Genomic DNA, 17,958 nt, shown 5'->3' on the forward strand with positions numbered 1-17,958 from the left:
GAAGATACATTTAACCAGATACGCTCTTGTTCAATCATCCATCTATTACCGGCACTTGTATCATCCGTAACCATCGGGTTTACCTCAACGGAGAAGTGGTATACCAATCAGATGCTGCGGATGCGCCTGCGTTTTTACTCTCGGTTTATCAGCACTTCCGGTTCAATTACCCCAAGTTTTATAAAATGGATAATTTGAGCAAGCTGGGCTGGTTAACAGCCGAAGTACTACTGCAACAGCACAACCTGACTAACCGCTATCCCCCCGAGCAGATTGGCCTGGTATTGAGCAACGCCAGTTCCAGTTTAGATGCCGATTTGCGGTATTTAAATACCATGAATGAGGCCGCCAGTCCCGCCCTGTTTGTGTATACGCTACCCAATATTGTTATCGGCGAAATCAGTATACGGCATAAGTTAAAAGGCGAAAATGCTTTTTTCATTAGTGAGAAATTTGATGCTGATTTGTTAGAAACTCAAGTGAATTTATTGCTGGATAATCACGTACTGCAAAGCTGCCTTTGCGGCTGGGTAGAACTCTTGGGCAACAATTATAATGCAGCATTATTCGTGGTGGAAAATAATAGCGGTATTGATACGGCACTGCCTTTTTCAGCAGTCCAATTAACCCAATTAGTTAGCAGCATTCATGAATAATAACCCTGTTTACATAGCCGGTGCAGGCGCTGTTACGGCCATTGGCCATAACCTAAACGAATGCCTGGCAGCTTTCGAACGCGAAGAAGCTGGCATGGCCGGTATCAGCTACCTGGAAACCGCCCACCAAGGCATCATTCCGGTTGCTGAAGTAAAGCTAAGCAACGAAGAACTGGCTGCGCCGCTGGGTGTATCACCTCGGTTAAGCCGTACCGCATTGTTGAGCTTAACCGCAGCCACAGAAGCGTTAGCTGATGCGGACATTAGCAATATTAAAAGCTTACGCACCGGTTTCATTTCGGCCAATACTGTTGGCGGGATGGATAAAACCGAGCAGTTCTTTAGCCGCTTCATGAGCAACTATCAGCAAGGCCACCTTCGCGATGTAGTAAATCATGAATGCGGGGCTGTAACCAAAGTGGTGGCTGATGCCCTGCAAATTCAAGATTATATTACCACCATTAATACCGCCTGCTCCTCCTCTGCCAATGCTATCTTTTTAGCAGCACGCATGATTAAGCAAGATTTACTGGATGTAGCTATTGCAGGCGGTACAGACGCGCTCACCCGCTTTACGCTCAACGGTTTTAATACCCTGATGATTTTAGACCGCGAGTTTTGCCGCCCTTTTGATGAGAACCGTAACGGCTTGAACTTAGGAGAAGGCGCGGGTTATGTGGTGCTGGTATCAGACCGCGTAGCACAAAATTTGAGTAAACTGTCCTATGCTCTGCTGAGTGGCTATGCCAATGCCAATGACGCTTACCACCAAACAGCTTCCTCGCCCGATGGGAACGGCTCTTACCTGGCCATGACGGGCGCTTTAAAACGCGCCAACCTTCAGCCTGCCGATATCAACTACATCAACCTGCATGGCACCGGCACTCAAAACAACGATCAGGCCGAGGGTACGGCCATTCGCCGGGTATTTGGAGAAATATTGCCTGCGTTAAGTTCCACCAAATCCTTCACCGGCCATACGCTGGGCGCCTGCGGCGGACTGGAAGCTGTATTTTCAGTAATGGCTATTCAAAAAGGCATCATCTACCCTAACCTCCGTTTTAAGACCCCTATCAGCGGTTTGGACATTGTACCCGAAACACGTTTTCAAAAGAATGTAAAAGTGGAGCATGTGTTGTCAAACTCATTTGGCTTTGGGGGTAATTGTTCATCCTTGATCTTTTCTAAAATTTAAGCTGATGAAAATTTATATCCGTTCCGCCGCCTGCATATCGCCACAGTCCACTTTCAATCAGCAAAGTTTATTGCCGGAACCTCTAAGCACAGTAACTAACCGCCTGAAGGTAATAGAGCCTGATTACAAAGCTTACATAGATGCCAAACTCATCCGGCGTATGAGCCGCATTATCCGTATGGGCGTATCGACAGCTTTACAGTGCTTACGCGATGCGCAGCTTGATATGCCTGATGCCATTGTCACCGGCACGGCCTACGGCTGTTTAGAAGATACCGGCATATTCTTAACCCGTATTGAAGAGCAGCAAGAGGAAATGCTGTCGCCCACAGCTTTTATTCAATCTACCCATAATACGGTGGGTGCGCAAATTGCCTTAACGCTGCAATGCCATAACTATAACAACACATTCACCCAGCAGGGCCACTCGTTTGAAAGTGCTTTATTGGATGCCATATTACTCTTGAAAGAAGGAGAAATCAATAATGCCCTGGTAGGCAGTGCCGACGAACTAACCGATATCAGCTTTGACATACTTAGCCGCTTTGGATTATACCGCCGCCAGCCTATTGACAATCTAAGCCTGATTCAACACTCTGGCCAAGGCACCATCGCCGGTGAAGGCACCGCTTTCTTTACACTTACTCACCAGGCCACAGAAGAGAACGCAGCCGAACTGCAAGGCCTGGACACCTTTTATACACAGGCAAAGCCCGAAGATATTGCAGCCCATATTCAGGCCTTTTTGACTAAGCAAGAGGTTGATTTAAACGATATTGACCTGGTGCTACTGGGCAACAACGGCGATATACAAAATGATGAGGTATATCCCCATTTACAGCAAACCCTGTTTAATAACACTTCGGTTGCCGGCTATAAGCATTTATGCGGTGAATATCCTACCGCTATTTCGTTTGCCCTATGGCTGGGTTCCTGTGTTATAAAATATGGTCAGGTTCCTGATGTTTTAGTTGTGCAGCCACCATTACCATCACCTCCAAAATCGGTGCTGATTTACAATCATTACCAGCACCAGTATCATACTTTAATTCTGTTGGGCAAATGTTAAACGGAGCGCTTTACCGTATTGTTGACCTACAGGCTACCGAAGGTAACATTGATGTGCAACTAAGTTTCAACCCGTCACATGCCATTTTCGGCGGTCACTTCCCCGGTCAGCCGGTGGTGCCGGGGGTGTGTTTAATGCAGATGGTGAAAGAAGTTTTGGAATTGGCAATTACTCAACAACTACAGCTCAAGAAAGCCGATTATTTGAAGTTTGTAATGCCGGTGGTACCTGTGGAGGATGAAGTATTAGTGTTGAAAGTTAAGTATTCGACTGTTGAGGACGAGTTAGTGAAAGCTACCGCTGTATTAAGTAAAGATGCGGTGTATTTTAAGTTTCAGGGGGTGTTTATCGAATTTAAATCGTAAACTCTGTCATTGCGAGCGATAGCGTGGCAACCGCTTGCTATATAGAGGCGCAGATGCCTCTGTGCGGTTGCCACGTCGTTCCTCCTCGCAATGACAGAGTTTAACTTCTTAGCTTTTCGCTTCTCCCCGCACCGTGTGCGTAATCAACGATTGCTTTTGAATTTCCTTTTGAATACGCCCGTTGGTGTTTACCTCTTTATGCAAGTGCGGGGCAATCACCAGTGATACAATCGACATCAGTTTGATTAGGATATTCATGGATGGGCCTGAAGTGTCTTTAAAAGGATCGCCCACGGTATCGCCGGTTACCGACGCTTTGTGTGGTTCTGATTTTTTATAATAAATCTCGCCGTTGATTTCCACCCCTTTTTCGAAAGATTTTTTGGCATTATCCCAGGCACCGCCGGCATTGCTTTGGAAAATACCCATCAATACCCCTGCCACCGTTACACCGGCCAGCAAGCCGCCCAATACTTCGGGGCCAAAAGCAAAGCCGATGACAATAGGCGTAATCAGTGCAATAGCGCCCGGTGCAATCATTTCGCGGATGGAAGCCTGCGTAGAAATAGCCACGCATTTTTCATACTCCGGCTTACCGGTATAATCCATAATGCCTGGTATATCCCTGAACTGCCGCCTTACCTCCTGAACCATCGCCATGGCGGCACGGCCTACGGCCGAAATACACAGTGCCGAGAAGATAAACGGAATCATACCACCCACAAACAGGCCGGCCAGTACATCGGCTTTGTATATATCAATATGGTCAATGCCTGCCACGCCCACAAAAGCCGCAAACAGGGCCAGGGAAGTTAAGGCCGCAGAGGCAATAGCAAAACCTTTGCCGGTAGCTGCAGTAGTGTTACCTACGGCATCCAGGTTATCGGTGCGGTGGCGCACTTCTTCGGGCAACTGGTTCATTTCGGCAATACCACCGGCGTTATCAGCAATAGGCCCAAAGGCGTCAATCGCTAATTGCATGGCGGTAGTGGCCATCATACCGGCGGCGGCAATGGCTACGCCGTATAAACCTGCAAAATGATAAGAACCATAAATGCCTGCTGCCAACACCAGGATAGGAAAAACAGTGGACTCCATACCCACAGCCAAACCGCCAATAATATTGGTAGCATGCCCGGTGGACGATTGCCGGATGATACTCATTACCGGTCGTTTACCCATAGCGGTATAATATTCAGTAATTAACGACATCAAAGTACCCACCACCAGGCCCACAACAATAGACAGGAATACACCGGTTTTGTTGAACACCAGTGCACCTTCTTTTACATGACCATCTACCACATCGCGGGTTAAATACAGATCACCTTCGGGCAGCATCCAGCGCACTAAAAAGAAGGTGGTAATGGCCGTAAGCACAATAGAAGCCCAGTTACCAAAGTTCAGGGCCCTTTGTACACTATCAGTTTCTTTATTGATGCTTACAAACGAGGCGCTGATAATAGAAAAAATCAACCCTAACCCTGCAATCACCATCGGTAACAAAATAGGCGCAATCCCGCCAAAGTTATCGTGTGATACAATCTCGCGGCCCAGCACCATGGTTGCCAGAATAGTAGCTACATAAGAGCCAAACAAATCGGCACCCATACCGGCCACATCGCCTACGTTATCGCCCACGTTATCGGCAATGGTGGCTGGGTTACGCACATCATCTTCGGGGATGCCTGCCTCCACTTTACCTACCAAGTCGGCGCCCACGTCGGCCGCTTTGGTGTAAATACCTCCGCCTACACGGGCAAAGAGAGCGATAGATTCGGCACCCAATGAAAAGCCGGCCAACACTTCCAAAGCTTTTTGCATGGCCTCACCATTTACATCGCCGCCGGTTTTAACCACGTATAACTGGTAGAATACAATAAACAATGAACCTAAGCCCAAAACCGCTAAACCGGCCACGCCAAGCCCCATCACGGTACCGCCGGTAAACGAAACTTTTAAAGCTTTGGCTAAACTGGTTTTGGCTGCCTCGGTGGTGCGCACGTTAGCCTTGGTGGCTATGCGCATACCCAGGTAACCGGCAAAAGCCGACAAAAAAGCGCCCACCAGGAAAGATACGGCAATAACCGGGCTGGAGGTAGCCACCGTAGTACCCGAATAAGCGAGTAAAATTACGGCAATCACCGCAAAATAACTCAGTACCTTCCACTCGGCTTTCAAAAAAGCCATGGCACCGGAGGCAATGTAACCGGAGAGTTCAGTCATGCGGGCATCGCCGGCAGGTTGCTGTTTTACCCAGGCCGATTTAATGGCCATCACGGCAATCCCCACCAACCCAAATACAGGGATCAGGTAGATTAAGTAATCGTTCAAAAAGCTCATAAGAAATTGGTTTAGAATAAATTGGTTAAAACGAATGTTGGAATTTAAATCGGTGTTTACAAGTAGCAACACTTATAAATTTATGTATGTCTACGGGTAATTCATTTTTTTAGTTAGTTTAGGAACTTAAAACCCCGCCATTAATGAAACCTAACGATACACAGCCACACCTGAAGCACGAACTTGGTTTACTGGACGGCACCATGCTGGTAGCCGGCTCAATGATTGGTTCCGGTATTTTTATTGTGAGCGCCGATATTACTCGCAACGTGGGCTCGGCAGGCTGGCTGATTGTGGTATGGCTGATTACCGGTTTCATGACCCTTACCGCCGCCGTAAGTTACGGCGAACTGAGCGCCATGTTCCCGAAAGCAGGTGGGCAGTATGTGTACCTCAAAGAAGCTTATAATAAGCTGATTGCCTTTTTATACGGCTGGAGCTTTTTCGCCGTGATACAAACGGGTACCATTGCGGCGGTGGGCGTGGCGTTCTCCAAATTTACCGCCTATTTTATACCGGCTGTAAGCGAGGATAAAGTATTGTTTTCTGTCGGCAGCTTCCATATTTCGCCGGCGCAGGTACTGTCGATTGTTACCATCATTCTGCTAACTTACATCAATACACGCGGGGTAAAGGGAGGCAAAATCATTCAGACCACGTTCACTTTGACTAAACTGCTCAGTTTGTTTGGTTTGATCATCTTCGGCCTGATTGCCCTGAAAAGCAATGTATGGCATGCCAATTGGAGCAACGCCTGGCACCTGCAAAAACTGAACACCGATGGCAGCTTTGCTGCTTACACCACGGCTGCGGCGCTGGGTGCCATTGCCGCCTCTATGGTGGGTTCTATCTTTAGCAGCGATGCCTGGAACAACGTAACCTTTATTGCCGGCGAAATGAAAAATCCGCAGCGTAATGTAGGCTTAAGCTTGTTTTTGGGTACGCTGATTGTAACGCTGATTTACGTTTCGGCCAACGTAATGTACACCGCCGTATTACCCCTGCACGAGATTGCGACCGCCGAGAAGGACCGCGTAGCTGTGGCCGCTTCACAGGTAATTTTTGGTGATGTGGGCACTATAGTAATTGCGGTGATGATTATGATTTCCACCTTTGGCTGCAACAATGGTTTAATATTGGCTGGTGCGCGCGTGTATTATACGATGGCGAAAGACGGCCTCTTCTTCAAAAAAGCTGGAACATTAAATAATAATGCCGTTCCCGAATTTGGCCTGTGGATACAGTGCGTAGTCGCTTCTATCCTTTGCCTGAGTGGCCGCTACGGCGATTTGCTGGATATGATCTCTTTTGTGGTAGTAATATTTTATGTATTGACCATTTTAGGCATTTACATTTTGCGCGCCAAACGCCCGGATGCAGAGCGCCCCTACAAAGCTTTCGGTTACCCCATTCTACCGGCCATTTATATACTGATGGGCCTGGCGTTTTGCACATTGCTTATCATTTACAAACCCAACTTTACCTGGCCCGGCCTGATTATTGTACTCATCGGCATTCCAATTTATTATATATCGCAACGGAACGTAAAAGATGAAGATACGGCAACTCTTACTACTTAATTTATTATTACTAACCGGCTTTGCCAAAGCGCAAAGCTTAACACAACAGATACAAACAGCGCTCGGCCGTTTGCAGGAGGATAGTAACTGTAAATATGCCTCTATCTCGTTAACCGTGCTGGATGCCAAAACCGGTGAAACGGTGTTTGCCTCCAACCCTAACATGGGCTTGGCCACAGCATCTACCTTAAAAGTAATTACCTCGGTTACGGCGTTTAACATACTGGGTAAAGAGTTTCAATACCAAACCCAACTGCGTTATACTGGCAGCCTTACTACCGATGGTACGCTAAACGGCGACGTTATCATCCAAGGCGGCGGCGACCCTACCCTGGGCAGCTGGCGCTGGGACAGTACCAAAGAAAATGTGGTGCTGGATAAAATGGTAGCCGCCTTAAAACAAGCCGGTATTAAACGCATTAATGGCCGTGTGATTGGCGATGACAGCCTGTTTGGTACTCAATCCATTCCCGACGGCTGGATTTGGCAGGATTTGGGTAATTATTATGGTGCGGGTACCTCAGCCCTGTGCTGGCGCGAAAATTCCTTTGATATAAAACTACGTACCGGTACAGTGGATAGTCCGGTGGAGATTTTACGCGCCGTACCAGCCACCCCTTACCTGAGTTTTCGTAGTGAATTATTGACTGCATCTTCGGGTACCGGCGACCGCTCTTACGCTTACCTGCCAGTGGGCAGCAAAGCCATGTATTTGCGCGGCAGCTATGCCACCGACCAAAGCAAGAAAAGCATTTCTGTAGCCCTGCCCGATGCTGCTTACGATGCCGCCTATCGTTTAGAAGACACACTAAAACGCCTGGGGATCAGCATCAGCGGTCAGCCAGAATCTACCACTACCTTAACCGTACAGCACCAACCTATGCCCACCGGCGGCCAAACGCTGGCTACCCTTACTTCGCCCGAGTTGAGCAGCATTGTTTATTGGCTGAACAAAAAAAGCATTAACCTATATGCCGAGCAACTGCTAAAAACCATTGCATGGAAATCGGGCCGCAGGCCAACCACCTTGAACGGTGTAGATGTAGTACAACATTTTTGGCGTGATAAAGGCATCGATATAGCCGCTCTGAATATTTATGATGGCAGCGGCCTTTCACCCGGCGATAGAGTAACTACCCTGACCATGGCGCGTGTGCTGCAATCGGCCGTAGGCCAGCCCTGGTACAACGACCTGTATAACAGCCTGCCCATTTATAACAACATGCACATGAAAAGCGGCACCATTGCCGATGTACTGGCCTATGCCGGCTACCAAACGCACGATGGCCGCCAGCTGTGCTTTTCCATCATGGTCAACAATTACAGCGGTGGTACCGGCGCCATGCGGGAAAAGATGTTTAAAGTGCTGGATGCGTTAAAGTAGCTTTTTTATTTTTGTGCTGCTATGCGCTTGCTTTATGGTTCGGTGCTTTTTTGAATGTCTGTTTACTTTTTGCTTGATACAAAAGAACCAAAAAATCAAGTGCAGCCCGCTTAGGCTTTTTGCCGCACGGGGCCCTGGCTGCAAAGGCGGTCAGCACCACAGGCTGTTTAGTGTTTGCGTATGAACAGGCTATACTTTGTTTACTGGCAGTGCAAACACTAAAAGGCCTCTCCCTGCGCGCAGGGCCAATGAGTGCTGCCCGCCTTTCGCCCAAAGCTGAGGGGCTGACAGGGAAAAAAGGAGAGTCAAGAGCAAAGAGCCAAGAAACAGAGATTAAGAAGGAACAAACAACGTACACAGATTAATCCACCGTCATTGCGAGGAACGGGCGCCATCTCTATACGTCGAGTAAAGGCATTGAACAGAGAGATTGCTTCGTTCCTCGCAATGACGTGCTTGAGGGAGGGAATGCATCTTCACCCAGGTGCGGTGGGATGGTAGAAACCGCCCGGGCCATGCGGTGGCCTTGTGCGGGTGAAGGATTGTTTCTGCCTTGATTTTTTGTTACTTTTTGATCAAGCAAAAAATAAACTAACATTCATTAAAGCTCAAACTCTAACAATGCGAATAGCAGCACTAAATAATTAAATTACGCCGTACAACTCACCACCCTTTACCCCCATCGCATCTACGCGGCGTTCAACGGCCGGGTCGCGTTCCAGTACAGGGGCATGGTGTGGTTTAATTCGGGCATCAATGATGAGTGGGCCGCGGCACCCCCAGTGCTTGTGCTCGATAAAGGCATTAATGCCCCATATATCATGCGAAGGGTTACTGCGGGTAAACGTTACCCATATTAGGTTATTGATAGTTTGGGCTGTAAAACCGGCATCATCACATAATACCATTAAAGGCAGGCGGTTCAGGTCCTGGTCTTTCAGGTAGTCTTTTAAAATTTGCACCTGCTGTTCGGTTTCGGCCTCGTTCACATATTTTGGCGCTTCTATAGCCAGCACGCCCGGCATAGCCATTTTAAAATTGCTGAATGGACGCGGCAAATTAAAACCGGCCGGGAGTTCGGTAAACAACTCACGCTTTTGCTCACCAGCTACGGTAACCGCCAGTTTGCTGCCCGAGTTCAGGCCACTGCCGCTATAGTCGAGGGTATCAATAGTGGTTTTGGTGTAGAAGTGTAGGTCACGGGTGAGGTCAACCCGTTCCAGCATATGCTTCAAAAATCCACCTATATCGTTTACATTCAAGGCCGGGTTATCTTCTTTGGCAGCAATAAACAAATACTTCGCCAGGCTCAACTGGTTTTTGCCTAAAATATGATTGGCAATAGTTAATATCTCCTGTGGGCGACGCTCTTTTAAGTAAGGTGTATACCGCTCGCTGCCAATAGCAAAAAGCAGCGGGTGCACCCCGGCCGCATCAACCGCATTTACGGCATGAAGTCCGGGGATTTCTTTAGGCAAGGCCGAACCGGTAATTTTGTGTATTAACGCTCCAAAGCTGGTATCCTCCTGCGGTGGCCGGCCAACTACCGTGAACGACCATATAGGATTTTTACGGTGATACACATTATGCACCTTCATTAGCGGGAAAGGGTGCGTTAAGCTGTAATAGCCCAAGTGGTCGCCAAATGGACCTTCAGGTTTATTCTGATGCGGCATTACCGTGCCGGTAATTACAAAATCAGCATCGGCAGAAATACAAAACCCTTCTTTATCATAAAAATAACGGAAACGGCGGTTGCCCAATGCGCCGGCGAAGGTCATTTCTGATAAGCCTTCGGGCAAAGGCATTACCGCGGCTACCGGATGCGAGGGTGGGCCGCCTACAAATATGCTCACCTTTAGTGGCTGACCTAAAGCATTGGCCTTGGTTTGGTGTACGCCAATACCGCGGTGCAGCTGGTAATGCAAGCCAATTTCCTGATCCTGTACATAATCGTTACCGCCCAGCTGAATACGGTACATCCCCAGGTTGGCGTTCATGATGCCGGGCCGGTCGGCATCTTCGGTATATACCTGCGGCATGGTCACAAAGGGACCACCATCCATAGGCCAGTTTATTACCTGCGGCAACTCGCTGATTTGAGTACGCCCAAAATTAATTGGCGCATTACGCCCTACCCGCATCGGCAATGCTGAAAGCGCAGTTAGCGCCACGTTAGCGTATTTAAAGGGTTGCTTAATGGCTTTCACCGGGTCGGTTTTCAACTCCACCAGCGTTTTAATTTTATCAAGCGTATCCCTGAAAATAAACTCCGAACGCTGGAGGGTACCAAACAGGTTAGAGACCGCCGGAAATTTACTGCCTTTTACATTTTCGAACAGAATGGCCGGTCCTTCGTGCTCAAATACACGCAGGTGGATGGCGGCCATTTCCAGGTAAGGGTCTACTTCCTTTTTAATGCGGATGAGGTGTCCGTGGTTCTCTAAATCAGTAAGGCAGGCTTGTAAACTGGCGTATCCCATTCGGCTAAATATTATAGCAGCAAAGTTATTGAAATGCAGCTAAAATCAATCACACTTAACTTATTTGAAACTTATTTAACTTTAATATGTGGTATAATATTAAAACAGATACCTATGCAAACGGAAGAAACAAAAGTAACTGCCGAAAAGGAGTTTTCGGTACTTGCAGAAAGATTATATGAAGCGTGGATTACGCCTGAAGATTTAAAGCAATGGTGGAAACCTTCGGAAAACCAGCTGAAAGAAGTAGAACTGGACAATAAAGAAGGTGGCCGAATTAAGTATGTATTTGTAACCAAAGAAGGCCAGCCGGCTATTACCATTACCGGCGAATACAAAGAGGTGAAACCTAACGAAAAATTAGTATACACCTGGAATTGGGATTTAGCCAGCGAAAACACTAAAAAAAGCGACCACCAGCTTACCATTGAGTTTAGTGCCGCCGACCAGGGTAGTAAAATAAATGTAACTCAGGAAAACTTTCAGGACGGTGAAGCTGTTGAACCCCACGAGCAGGGCTGGCAAAAAGCGCTTGAAGATTTAAGCAGCTATTTAAGCAAATAACTTTCATTGAAGTTAAACCTGCGCTAATCGCATTAGTCAAATAATACATAAACCCCGATAAAGCCGGTATACCGGCTTTATTTTTAGTGTTTAAACTTCTATAATTGCAGGCTTTAATTTTAAACCGATAAATGACTCAATATAAAATATTAATTGCTGATGATGACCCTGGCATTGTGGATGTGCTGCGCTTAATGCTTGAGTTGGAAGGTTATGAAGTAAGCCACACCTACACCGGAGACATCCTGCTGAATTTGATTGACAATATGCCCGACCTTATTTTGCTTGATATTAATTTAGGCAGATATGATGGCCGGGAGATTTGTCATTACCTCAAATCGAACGAAGGTACCAAAGATATTCCGGTACTGATGATATCAGCTAATTACAACATTGGCCCATCGGCCAAAGAATCAGGCGCTGATGACTTTATTCCAAAACCGTTTGATATGGATGATCTGCTCAACAAAGTAGCAGGCTTATTATCCAACAGGGCAGCTTAACTATACAGCGGGTGAATGTAAAATATGACATTCACCCGCTATTTTGTTTTTTACTACCCCTTAATTTAGCTGCATCATTTATTTAGCTTATGGAAACATTAAAAGGCAAAACAGCGCTTATTACCGGCGCAGGCAAAGGTATTGGTAAAGCATTAGCTATAGCACTGGCTAACGAAGGCGTTAATATTGCCCTGATGGCCCGAACTGAAGCTGATTTACAGCAGGTGGCCGCTGAAGTAAAAAAAGCAGGCATACAAACTGCCATTGCCACTGCTGATGTAGCGGATATCAACGCAGTTAATACTGCGGTTGCAAGTTTAAAGCAACAGTTAGGCAATATTGATATTTTAGTTAATAACGCAGGCACCGCCGCATTCGGTGGTTTTTTAGAACTGGAGCCCGAAGTTTGGGAGAACATTATAAAGGTAAACCTGCTGGGGGTATATTATGTAACACGCGCCGTGTTACCAGAAATGATTGAGCGCAAAAGCGGCGATGTGATTAACATTTCATCAACTGCCGGGCAGCGTGGAGCGCCGGTTACCAGCGCTTATACGGCTTCGAAGGCTGGCTTAATTGGCTTATCTGAATCTTTGATGCAGGAGGTGCGTAAGCACAACATCAGAGTAACTTCATATACACCAAGCACCATTGCTACCGATTTGGCGGTTGATTTAAAACTAACCGATGGCAACCCGGATAAGGTAATGCAGCCTGAAGACTTTGCAGAGCTGATTGTAAGCAATCTTAAATTGAACCGCCGCGTGTTTGTTAAAGAGGCCGGCCTTTGGTCTACCAACCCCTAAAATTCAACTCAGCAATTATCAGCCTTATTTTAATTTAGCTGATAATTGCTCATATAAGCGCATGGCATCCTCGCGTTTAAAAAGTTCGGTGCCGGGGTTCATGGTGGCTGCGCTGCCACAAGCCACACCCATACGTGCCATTAGTTTTACGTCCAGGCTTTTCTCGCAGCCGTATACCAGGCCGGCCACCATACTATCGCCGGCTCCAACGGTGCTGCGCTTAGGTACTTGTGGCGCTTCAATGAGTTCGCTGTAGGTTTTGGTAGCTACATAAGCGCCCTTTTCCCCCATCGAAACCACTATCATTTCGCATTTGCCCTTGTCTATAATCTGATGAGCGGCTTCCGCTACTGCTTTTTCATCATCGGCTTTAATACCGGTAAGCTTCCCCAACTCATTTTGATTGGGTTTTAATAAGAATACACCTTCTTCCACTGCATGTTGCAGGGCTTCGCCAGATGTATCTACTATCAGCTTGGCATCATCCTGTTTGGCAATGCGGGCTACTTTAGCAATAAAATCATCGCTTACCCCCGGGGGCATACTGCCGCTTACCACAATAAACTTAGGCTTGGGCGATAATTGCCGGATGGCGCTTAGTATTTCACGCTCTTCTTTCTGATGTAAGGCCACAGCAGGCATTCCAAAGCGGTACTGCTCTCCCGAAGCACGATCTACCACAATAAAGTTTTGCCGGGTTAAATTTTCGGTGCAGATGGATTGGTGATTGATCCGCTCTTCTTTCAGCAGGTTTTCCAGCATTTGGCCGGTTAAGCCGCCCGACGGAAATATGGCTACTGAATTTACATTTAACCGTTTAAGCGCCCTCGATACATTGATGCCACCACCACCCGGTTCAAATTTGGCCGGTTCGCAGGCCAGTTTCTGGTCGGGTACCAGGTGTTCAACACTGGTGCTTTTATCAATGGTAGGGCTTAGGGTGATGGTGACAATATGCTTCATTAGGCTGGTTTATGCTAAATCAATTTCTTTAGCCAAATATACATCTTGAATGGTTTGTAAAAACTCCACGCCTTCGGCAAACGGGCGCTGGAAAGCACGGCGGCCTAAAATCAGGCCTGTACCACCTGCACGTTTATTGATAACGGCATTGGCTACTGAATCGGCCAAATCACCAGGGCCTTTTGACTCACCACCGGAATTGATCAGGCCAGCACGGCCCATGTAACAATTGGCCAACTGGTAACGGCACATATCAATTACATGGTTGGATGACATTTGGCTGTACATCAGCGGATCACTTTTCGAAAAGTTGATTGCCGTAAAGCCACCATTCACATCCGGCATTTTTTGCTTAATGATATCGGCCTGAATGGTTACACCAATGTGGTTGGCCTGGCCTGTAATGTCGGCAGCGGTTTCATAATTTACACCATCCTTTTTAAAATCGTTGTTGCGGGTATAGCACCACAGTACGGTAACCATACCCAGCTCATGCGCACGCTCAAAAGCCTGCGAAACCTCGATAATCTGCCGGCTTGAATCTTCTGATCCGAAATAAATAGTGGCACCAACAGCCGCTGCACCCAAATTCCAGGCGTCATCTACCGAACCGAACATAATCTGGTTATACTTGGTGGGATAAGTTAACAGCTCGTTATGGTTGATTTTTACCAGGAAAGGTATTTTGTGGGCATATTTACGCGACATCATGGCCAAGTTACCAAAGGTGGTAGCCACTGCGTTTGAGCCGCCTTCAATAGCCAGCGTAATGATATTTTCAGGGTCAAAATATAATGGGTTCTTGGCAAACGAAGCGCCCGCAGTATGCTCAATCCCTTGGTCGATAGGCAGAATGGACAAGTAACCCGTACCGGCCAGGCGGCCATGGTTGCGTATGGCGGCCAGGTTGCGCAACACCTGCGGATTGCGGTTGGTATCTACAAATACCTTGTCGATAAAATCAGGCGAAGGTGTGTGAAGTAAATCTTTTGAAAATGTATTGCTTTTATGTTGCAGCAAATCATCTGCGCGGTCGCCTAAAAGGTCTAATATTTTTTGAAAGGCCATGTTTTTACAATTTTGGGGTAACTGTACGTATAACACCTGCTACTTTTTATTGTTGCAGCAAATACTGTTTTATTGAATTGAAATGATGTTAATATTACACCTAAGTTTTGTACTCATCTTCTATTAGCAACTATCACCACCAAAACTAATTGTTAACTTAGCCGCCAATGTCGGTTTTAATTCTTACACTCATCATTCTGGCAGGTGCGTACGCCGCCGGTTTATTGGGTTCGCTTACAGGCCTGGGCGGTGGTGTGGTCATTATACCGCTGCTCACTATTGTGCTGCACATCAATATCCATTATGCCATCGGGGCTTCTCTTATTTCGGTAATTGCTACCTCATCCGGTTCGGCCGCAGCTTATGTAAAGGAAGGCATCACTAACATTCGCATTGGTATGTTTCTGGAAATTGCCACTACCATAGGCGCTTTTGTGGGCGCTTTACTGGCTTTGTATGTACACCCGGGTTTTATTGCGGTGCTATTCGGGGTGATTTTAATTTTTTCGGCTTTTATGTCGCTAAAAAAGAAAAAAGAAATCATCAACCCTGTTCCCAGTAAAGCAGCCGCTTACCTGAAATTAGATGGCAGCTATCCATCCGGTAATGGAACCGTGCAGTACGGGGTACAAAAAGTGGGAGGCGGCTTTGCGATGATGCTGTTTGCCGGCATCATTTCCGGCTTGCTGGGCATTGGCTCAGGCGCCTTAAAAGTGGTAGCTATGGATGGCATTATGCGCATTCCGTTCAAAGTATCTACCACCACCAGTAATTTTATGATTGGTGTTACCGCAGCGGCCAGCGCCGTGGTTTACCTGCAGCGCGGTTATATTGACCCGGGGCTGTCTATGCCGGTAGTAATTGGCGTATTATTAGGCGCACTTACCGGCTCTAAAATACTGGTACACACACAAAACTCCCGCTGGCTGCGCTGGATGTTTGCCATAGTGGTTACGTTTTTAGCAGTACAAATGATGTACAACGGCGCTACCGGGAAAATTTAAAGTATTTATGATGGCATCAAAATTTAAAGACACCGACGTACAGAGCATCATTGGCTGGATATTGCGCGCCGGGGTATTCATTTCTATGCTCATTGTAATTATTGGCGGTGTATTTTATATCTACCGCCATGGCGCAGAGGTGAATGATTATACTCAGTTTAAAGGCGTACCCGAATTTATAAGTTCGCCATCGGGCATCTGGCATGGCATTTTAACCATCAGAGGCAGGGCCATCATTCAGGCTGGCATTGTTCTGCTTATCCTCACCCCTGTGTTGCGCGTTGTAGTATCAGGCATTGGTTTTTTGCTTGAGAAAGACTATTTGTATACAGGGATATCATTACTGGTATTACTGGTTATCATTTTTAGTGCAATAAGTGGGCATGGGGGATAGTTCATTAGTTCATTAGTTCATTAGTTCATTAGTTCATTAGTTCATTAGTTCATTAGTTCGCAACTCATACTCGTGAATGCTGTTTTTGAATTTTGACTTTTTACTTTTGACTTCTACCCCCTCTGTCAGGAATATTTTTAAGTTTGTATAAGATATTTAAATCATGAAGAAAACGTTGCTTTTGCTGGGATGGCTTTGCATTGGCCTGCAGGCCTTTTGCCAAACCGAACCGGTTAATTACCGTACGGCTGTAAACCGGTTTATTCACTTTTATAACCAAAATCAGCCGGATAGTCTTTACACCTTATTCTCTCCCACCGTTACGGGTAAAATGACGGCTGCACAAAATCGCGCCAGCATTACCCAGTTACAAGCCAGCCTGGGCCTGCTGAATAAAGCTACTTTCGTTCGTATTGATAGCGGTGTGGCCAGCTATAATACTGATTTTGCCAAGGCATCGGCTACCATGCGCATACAACTCAATAAAAGCAACCAGTTTGAGGGCTTGCTTTTTTCTAATTACCAGGCAAAAGAAACAGCAGTATCAGCCGGCAACCCATATGTAAGTGAGAGCCCGTTTACATATAAAGGTTTGAACGCCACCATCAATGGCACTTTAACTTTGCCTAAAAACGCCAGCGGTAAAATTCCGGTGGTATTAATCATTGCCGGTTCTGGCCCTACTGACCGCAACGGTAACAGCAGTGCAGGTTTAAATACCAATACGTACAAACTATTAGCTTATGAATTAGGCAAAAACGGCATTGCCGCCCTGCGGTACGATAAGCGCATCATCGGCCAGGCCGTAACCCCTGCCAGCGAAAAGGTATTGCGCTTTGATAACTTTGTAGATGACGCTGTAGGATTAATTACCCAACTGCATGATGACCCTCGTTTTTCTAAAGTAATTGTATTTGGCCATAGCGAAGGTTCATTGGTGGGTATGCTTTCCGTGGTGGATGAACCTGCTGCCGGCTTTATTTCAGCTGCCGGTGCCGGTGTAATGGCTGATAAAGTGGTAACAGAGCAACTAAAATCGCAGCCCGACTTTATCAAAAATAACTTTAAGGCCGTGTTAGATACCATGCGCCGTGGTAAGATTAATGAAAATGTGGATCCGGCTTTATACAGCGTTATCCGCCCCAGCGTACAACCTTATTTGATGTCGTGGTTTAGGTTTGACCCGGCTAAAGAGATTAAAAAAGTGAAAGTACCGGTATTGATTATTCAGGGTAATAATGATGTTCAGGTAAGTGTTGACAATGCCGAGAAACTGAAAAAAGCCAAATCAGAAGCGCAATTGGTCATCATACCCGGCATGAACCATATTTTAAAACAGGCCCCGCTCCCGCGCGACCAAAACCTGTTGACTTATACCAACCCTGACCTACCGATTGACCCAACGCTGGTAAGCGCGGTTGTAGGGTTTGTGAATAAATTGAATTAGAAGTTTTTATTCACGTAGAAAATTTCAAACACGTCATTGCGAGGAACGAAGCAATCTCTCTACGCATACCCTAGACAGGGATCAGAGAGATTGCTTCGTTCCTCGCAATGACGTGTTTTTTTAATGCGATTACG

16 protein-coding genes are annotated in these 17,958 nt (G+C 46.7%); 12 read left to right on the forward strand and 4 right to left on the reverse strand.

The genetic code is table 11. The annotated features are described in order from the left end of the window. The first annotated feature begins 26 nt into the window (after positions 1-26). The 4 genes from ACYVNW_RS08340 to ACYVNW_RS08355 are packed head-to-tail and all read left to right on the forward strand — an operon-like array spanning position 27 to position 3,285. The gene (locus tag ACYVNW_RS08340) at positions 27-656 is read left to right on the forward strand and encodes a hypothetical protein (RefSeq protein ID WP_460679392.1); all 630 of its coding nucleotides are present in this window, start codon (positions 27-29) and stop codon (positions 654-656) included. Further along, positions 649-1,851 carry a beta-ketoacyl-[acyl-carrier-protein] synthase family protein gene (locus tag ACYVNW_RS08345; RefSeq protein ID WP_460679393.1) on the forward strand — a complete coding sequence of 401 codons (1,203 nt, stop codon included), beginning with the start codon at positions 649-651 and terminating at the stop codon, positions 1,849-1,851. The genes ACYVNW_RS08340 and ACYVNW_RS08345 overlap by 8 nt, the downstream gene beginning before the upstream one ends. Positions 1,852-1,855: 4 nt before the next feature. Further along, the gene (locus ACYVNW_RS08350) at positions 1,856-2,920 is read left to right on the forward strand and encodes a beta-ketoacyl synthase chain length factor (protein WP_460679394.1); all 1,065 of its coding nucleotides are present in this window, start codon (positions 1,856-1,858) and stop codon (positions 2,918-2,920) included. After that, complete coding sequence (locus ACYVNW_RS08355; protein WP_460679395.1) at positions 2,914-3,285, forward strand: ApeI family dehydratase; 372 nt, start codon at positions 2,914-2,916, stop codon at positions 3,283-3,285. Before ACYVNW_RS08350 ends, ACYVNW_RS08355 begins: the two co-directional genes overlap by 7 nt. A gap of 108 nt (positions 3,286-3,393) precedes the next feature. Here ACYVNW_RS08355 and ACYVNW_RS08360 read toward each other — a convergent pair whose 3' ends face one another. After that, the gene (locus ACYVNW_RS08360) at positions 3,394-5,628 is read right to left on the reverse strand and encodes a sodium-translocating pyrophosphatase (RefSeq protein ID WP_460679396.1); all 2,235 of its coding nucleotides are present in this window, start codon (positions 5,626-5,628) and stop codon (positions 3,394-3,396) included. Between the two features lie 143 nt (positions 5,629-5,771). Between ACYVNW_RS08360 and ACYVNW_RS08365 the strand changes: the two genes are divergently transcribed. Continuing rightward, positions 5,772-7,208, forward strand: a complete 1,437-nt coding sequence (locus tag ACYVNW_RS08365) for an APC family permease (protein WP_460679397.1) — start codon at positions 5,772-5,774, stop codon at positions 7,206-7,208. Further along, a complete protein-coding gene (gene dacB / locus ACYVNW_RS08370) occupies positions 7,180-8,592 on the forward strand; it encodes a D-alanyl-D-alanine carboxypeptidase/D-alanyl-D-alanine endopeptidase (protein ID WP_460679398.1) in 1,413 nt (470 codons plus the stop codon). The genes ACYVNW_RS08365 and dacB overlap by 29 nt, the downstream gene beginning before the upstream one ends. Positions 8,593-9,236: 644 nt before the next feature. Here the strand turns inward: dacB and ACYVNW_RS08375 are convergent. Beyond that, the gene (locus tag ACYVNW_RS08375; RefSeq protein WP_460679399.1) at positions 9,237-11,075 is read right to left on the reverse strand and encodes a UbiD family decarboxylase; all 1,839 of its coding nucleotides are present in this window, start codon (positions 11,073-11,075) and stop codon (positions 9,237-9,239) included. 114 nt (positions 11,076-11,189) lie between these two features. On the opposite strand from ACYVNW_RS08375, the gene ACYVNW_RS08380 reads away from it, so the two are divergent. The 3 genes from ACYVNW_RS08380 (at position 11,190) to ACYVNW_RS08390 (ending at position 12,948) form a co-directional block, all read left to right on the forward strand. Further along, a complete protein-coding gene (locus ACYVNW_RS08380; protein ID WP_460679400.1) occupies positions 11,190-11,639 on the forward strand; it encodes an SRPBCC family protein in 450 nt (149 codons plus the stop codon). 131 nt (positions 11,640-11,770) lie between these two features. Further along, complete coding sequence (locus ACYVNW_RS08385) at positions 11,771-12,142, forward strand: response regulator transcription factor (protein ID WP_460679401.1); 372 nt, start codon at positions 11,771-11,773, stop codon at positions 12,140-12,142. A gap of 89 nt (positions 12,143-12,231) precedes the next feature. After that, the gene (locus ACYVNW_RS08390) at positions 12,232-12,948 is read left to right on the forward strand and encodes a 3-ketoacyl-ACP reductase (protein WP_460679402.1); all 717 of its coding nucleotides are present in this window, start codon (positions 12,232-12,234) and stop codon (positions 12,946-12,948) included. A gap of 24 nt (positions 12,949-12,972) precedes the next feature. On the opposite strand, the gene ACYVNW_RS08395 is transcribed toward ACYVNW_RS08390, so the two are convergent. Beyond that, entirely contained in the window at positions 12,973-13,911 is a 939-nt protein-coding gene (locus ACYVNW_RS08395; protein WP_460679403.1) for a 1-phosphofructokinase family hexose kinase, read from the reverse strand. Positions 13,912-13,920: 9 nt separating this feature from the next. Beyond that, a complete protein-coding gene (locus ACYVNW_RS08400; RefSeq protein WP_460679404.1) occupies positions 13,921-14,979 on the reverse strand; it encodes a class I fructose-bisphosphate aldolase in 1,059 nt (352 codons plus the stop codon). 167 nt (positions 14,980-15,146) lie between these two features. Between ACYVNW_RS08400 and ACYVNW_RS08405 the strand changes: the two genes are divergently transcribed. The 3 genes from ACYVNW_RS08405 (at position 15,147) to ACYVNW_RS08415 (ending at position 17,824) form a co-directional block, all read left to right on the forward strand. Next, positions 15,147-15,983, forward strand: a complete 837-nt coding sequence (locus tag ACYVNW_RS08405) for a sulfite exporter TauE/SafE family protein (protein WP_460679405.1) — start codon at positions 15,147-15,149, stop codon at positions 15,981-15,983. Between the two features lie 7 nt (positions 15,984-15,990). Next, on the forward strand, positions 15,991-16,377 hold the full coding sequence (locus ACYVNW_RS08410) for a DUF1634 domain-containing protein (protein ID WP_460679406.1): 387 nt from the start codon (positions 15,991-15,993) through the stop codon (positions 16,375-16,377). Positions 16,378-16,540: 163 nt separating this feature from the next. Then, positions 16,541-17,824: a serine aminopeptidase domain-containing protein gene (locus ACYVNW_RS08415; RefSeq protein ID WP_460679407.1), complete on the forward strand. Its 1,284-nt coding sequence runs from the start codon at positions 16,541-16,543 to the stop codon at positions 17,822-17,824. Positions 17,825-17,958: the final 134 nt, after the last annotated feature.

Source organism: Mucilaginibacter koreensis (assembly GCF_054783355.1).

Bases quoted from the DNA above. Each gene is read 5' to 3' on its own strand.
- ACYVNW_RS08345 (WP_460679393.1), top strand. From the start codon at position 649: ATGAATAATAACCCTGTTTACATAGCCGGTGCAGGCGCTGTTACGGCC.
- ACYVNW_RS08350 (WP_460679394.1), top strand. From the start codon at position 1,856: ATGAAAATTTATATCCGTTCCGCCGCCTGCATATCGCCACAGTCCACT.
- ACYVNW_RS08355 (WP_460679395.1), top strand. From the start codon at position 2,914: ATGTTAAACGGAGCGCTTTACCGTATTGTTGACCTACAGGCTACCGAA.
- ACYVNW_RS08360 (WP_460679396.1), bottom strand. From the start codon at position 5,628: ATGAGCTTTTTGAACGATTACTTAATCTACCTGATCCCTGTATTTGGG.
- ACYVNW_RS08365 (WP_460679397.1), top strand. From the start codon at position 5,772: ATGAAACCTAACGATACACAGCCACACCTGAAGCACGAACTTGGTTTA.
- dacB (WP_460679398.1), top strand. From the start codon at position 7,180: ATGAAGATACGGCAACTCTTACTACTTAATTTATTATTACTAACCGGC.
- ACYVNW_RS08375 (WP_460679399.1), bottom strand. From the start codon at position 11,075: ATGGGATACGCCAGTTTACAAGCCTGCCTTACTGATTTAGAGAACCAC.
- ACYVNW_RS08380 (WP_460679400.1), top strand. From the start codon at position 11,190: ATGCAAACGGAAGAAACAAAAGTAACTGCCGAAAAGGAGTTTTCGGTA.
- ACYVNW_RS08385 (WP_460679401.1), top strand. From the start codon at position 11,771: ATGACTCAATATAAAATATTAATTGCTGATGATGACCCTGGCATTGTG.
- ACYVNW_RS08390 (WP_460679402.1), top strand. From the start codon at position 12,232: ATGGAAACATTAAAAGGCAAAACAGCGCTTATTACCGGCGCAGGCAAA.
- ACYVNW_RS08395 (WP_460679403.1), bottom strand. From the start codon at position 13,911: ATGAAGCATATTGTCACCATCACCCTAAGCCCTACCATTGATAAAAGC.
- ACYVNW_RS08400 (WP_460679404.1), bottom strand. From the start codon at position 14,979: ATGGCCTTTCAAAAAATATTAGACCTTTTAGGCGACCGCGCAGATGAT.
- ACYVNW_RS08405 (WP_460679405.1), top strand. From the start codon at position 15,147: ATGTCGGTTTTAATTCTTACACTCATCATTCTGGCAGGTGCGTACGCC.
- ACYVNW_RS08410 (WP_460679406.1), top strand. From the start codon at position 15,991: ATGATGGCATCAAAATTTAAAGACACCGACGTACAGAGCATCATTGGC.
- ACYVNW_RS08415 (WP_460679407.1), top strand. From the start codon at position 16,541: ATGAAGAAAACGTTGCTTTTGCTGGGATGGCTTTGCATTGGCCTGCAG.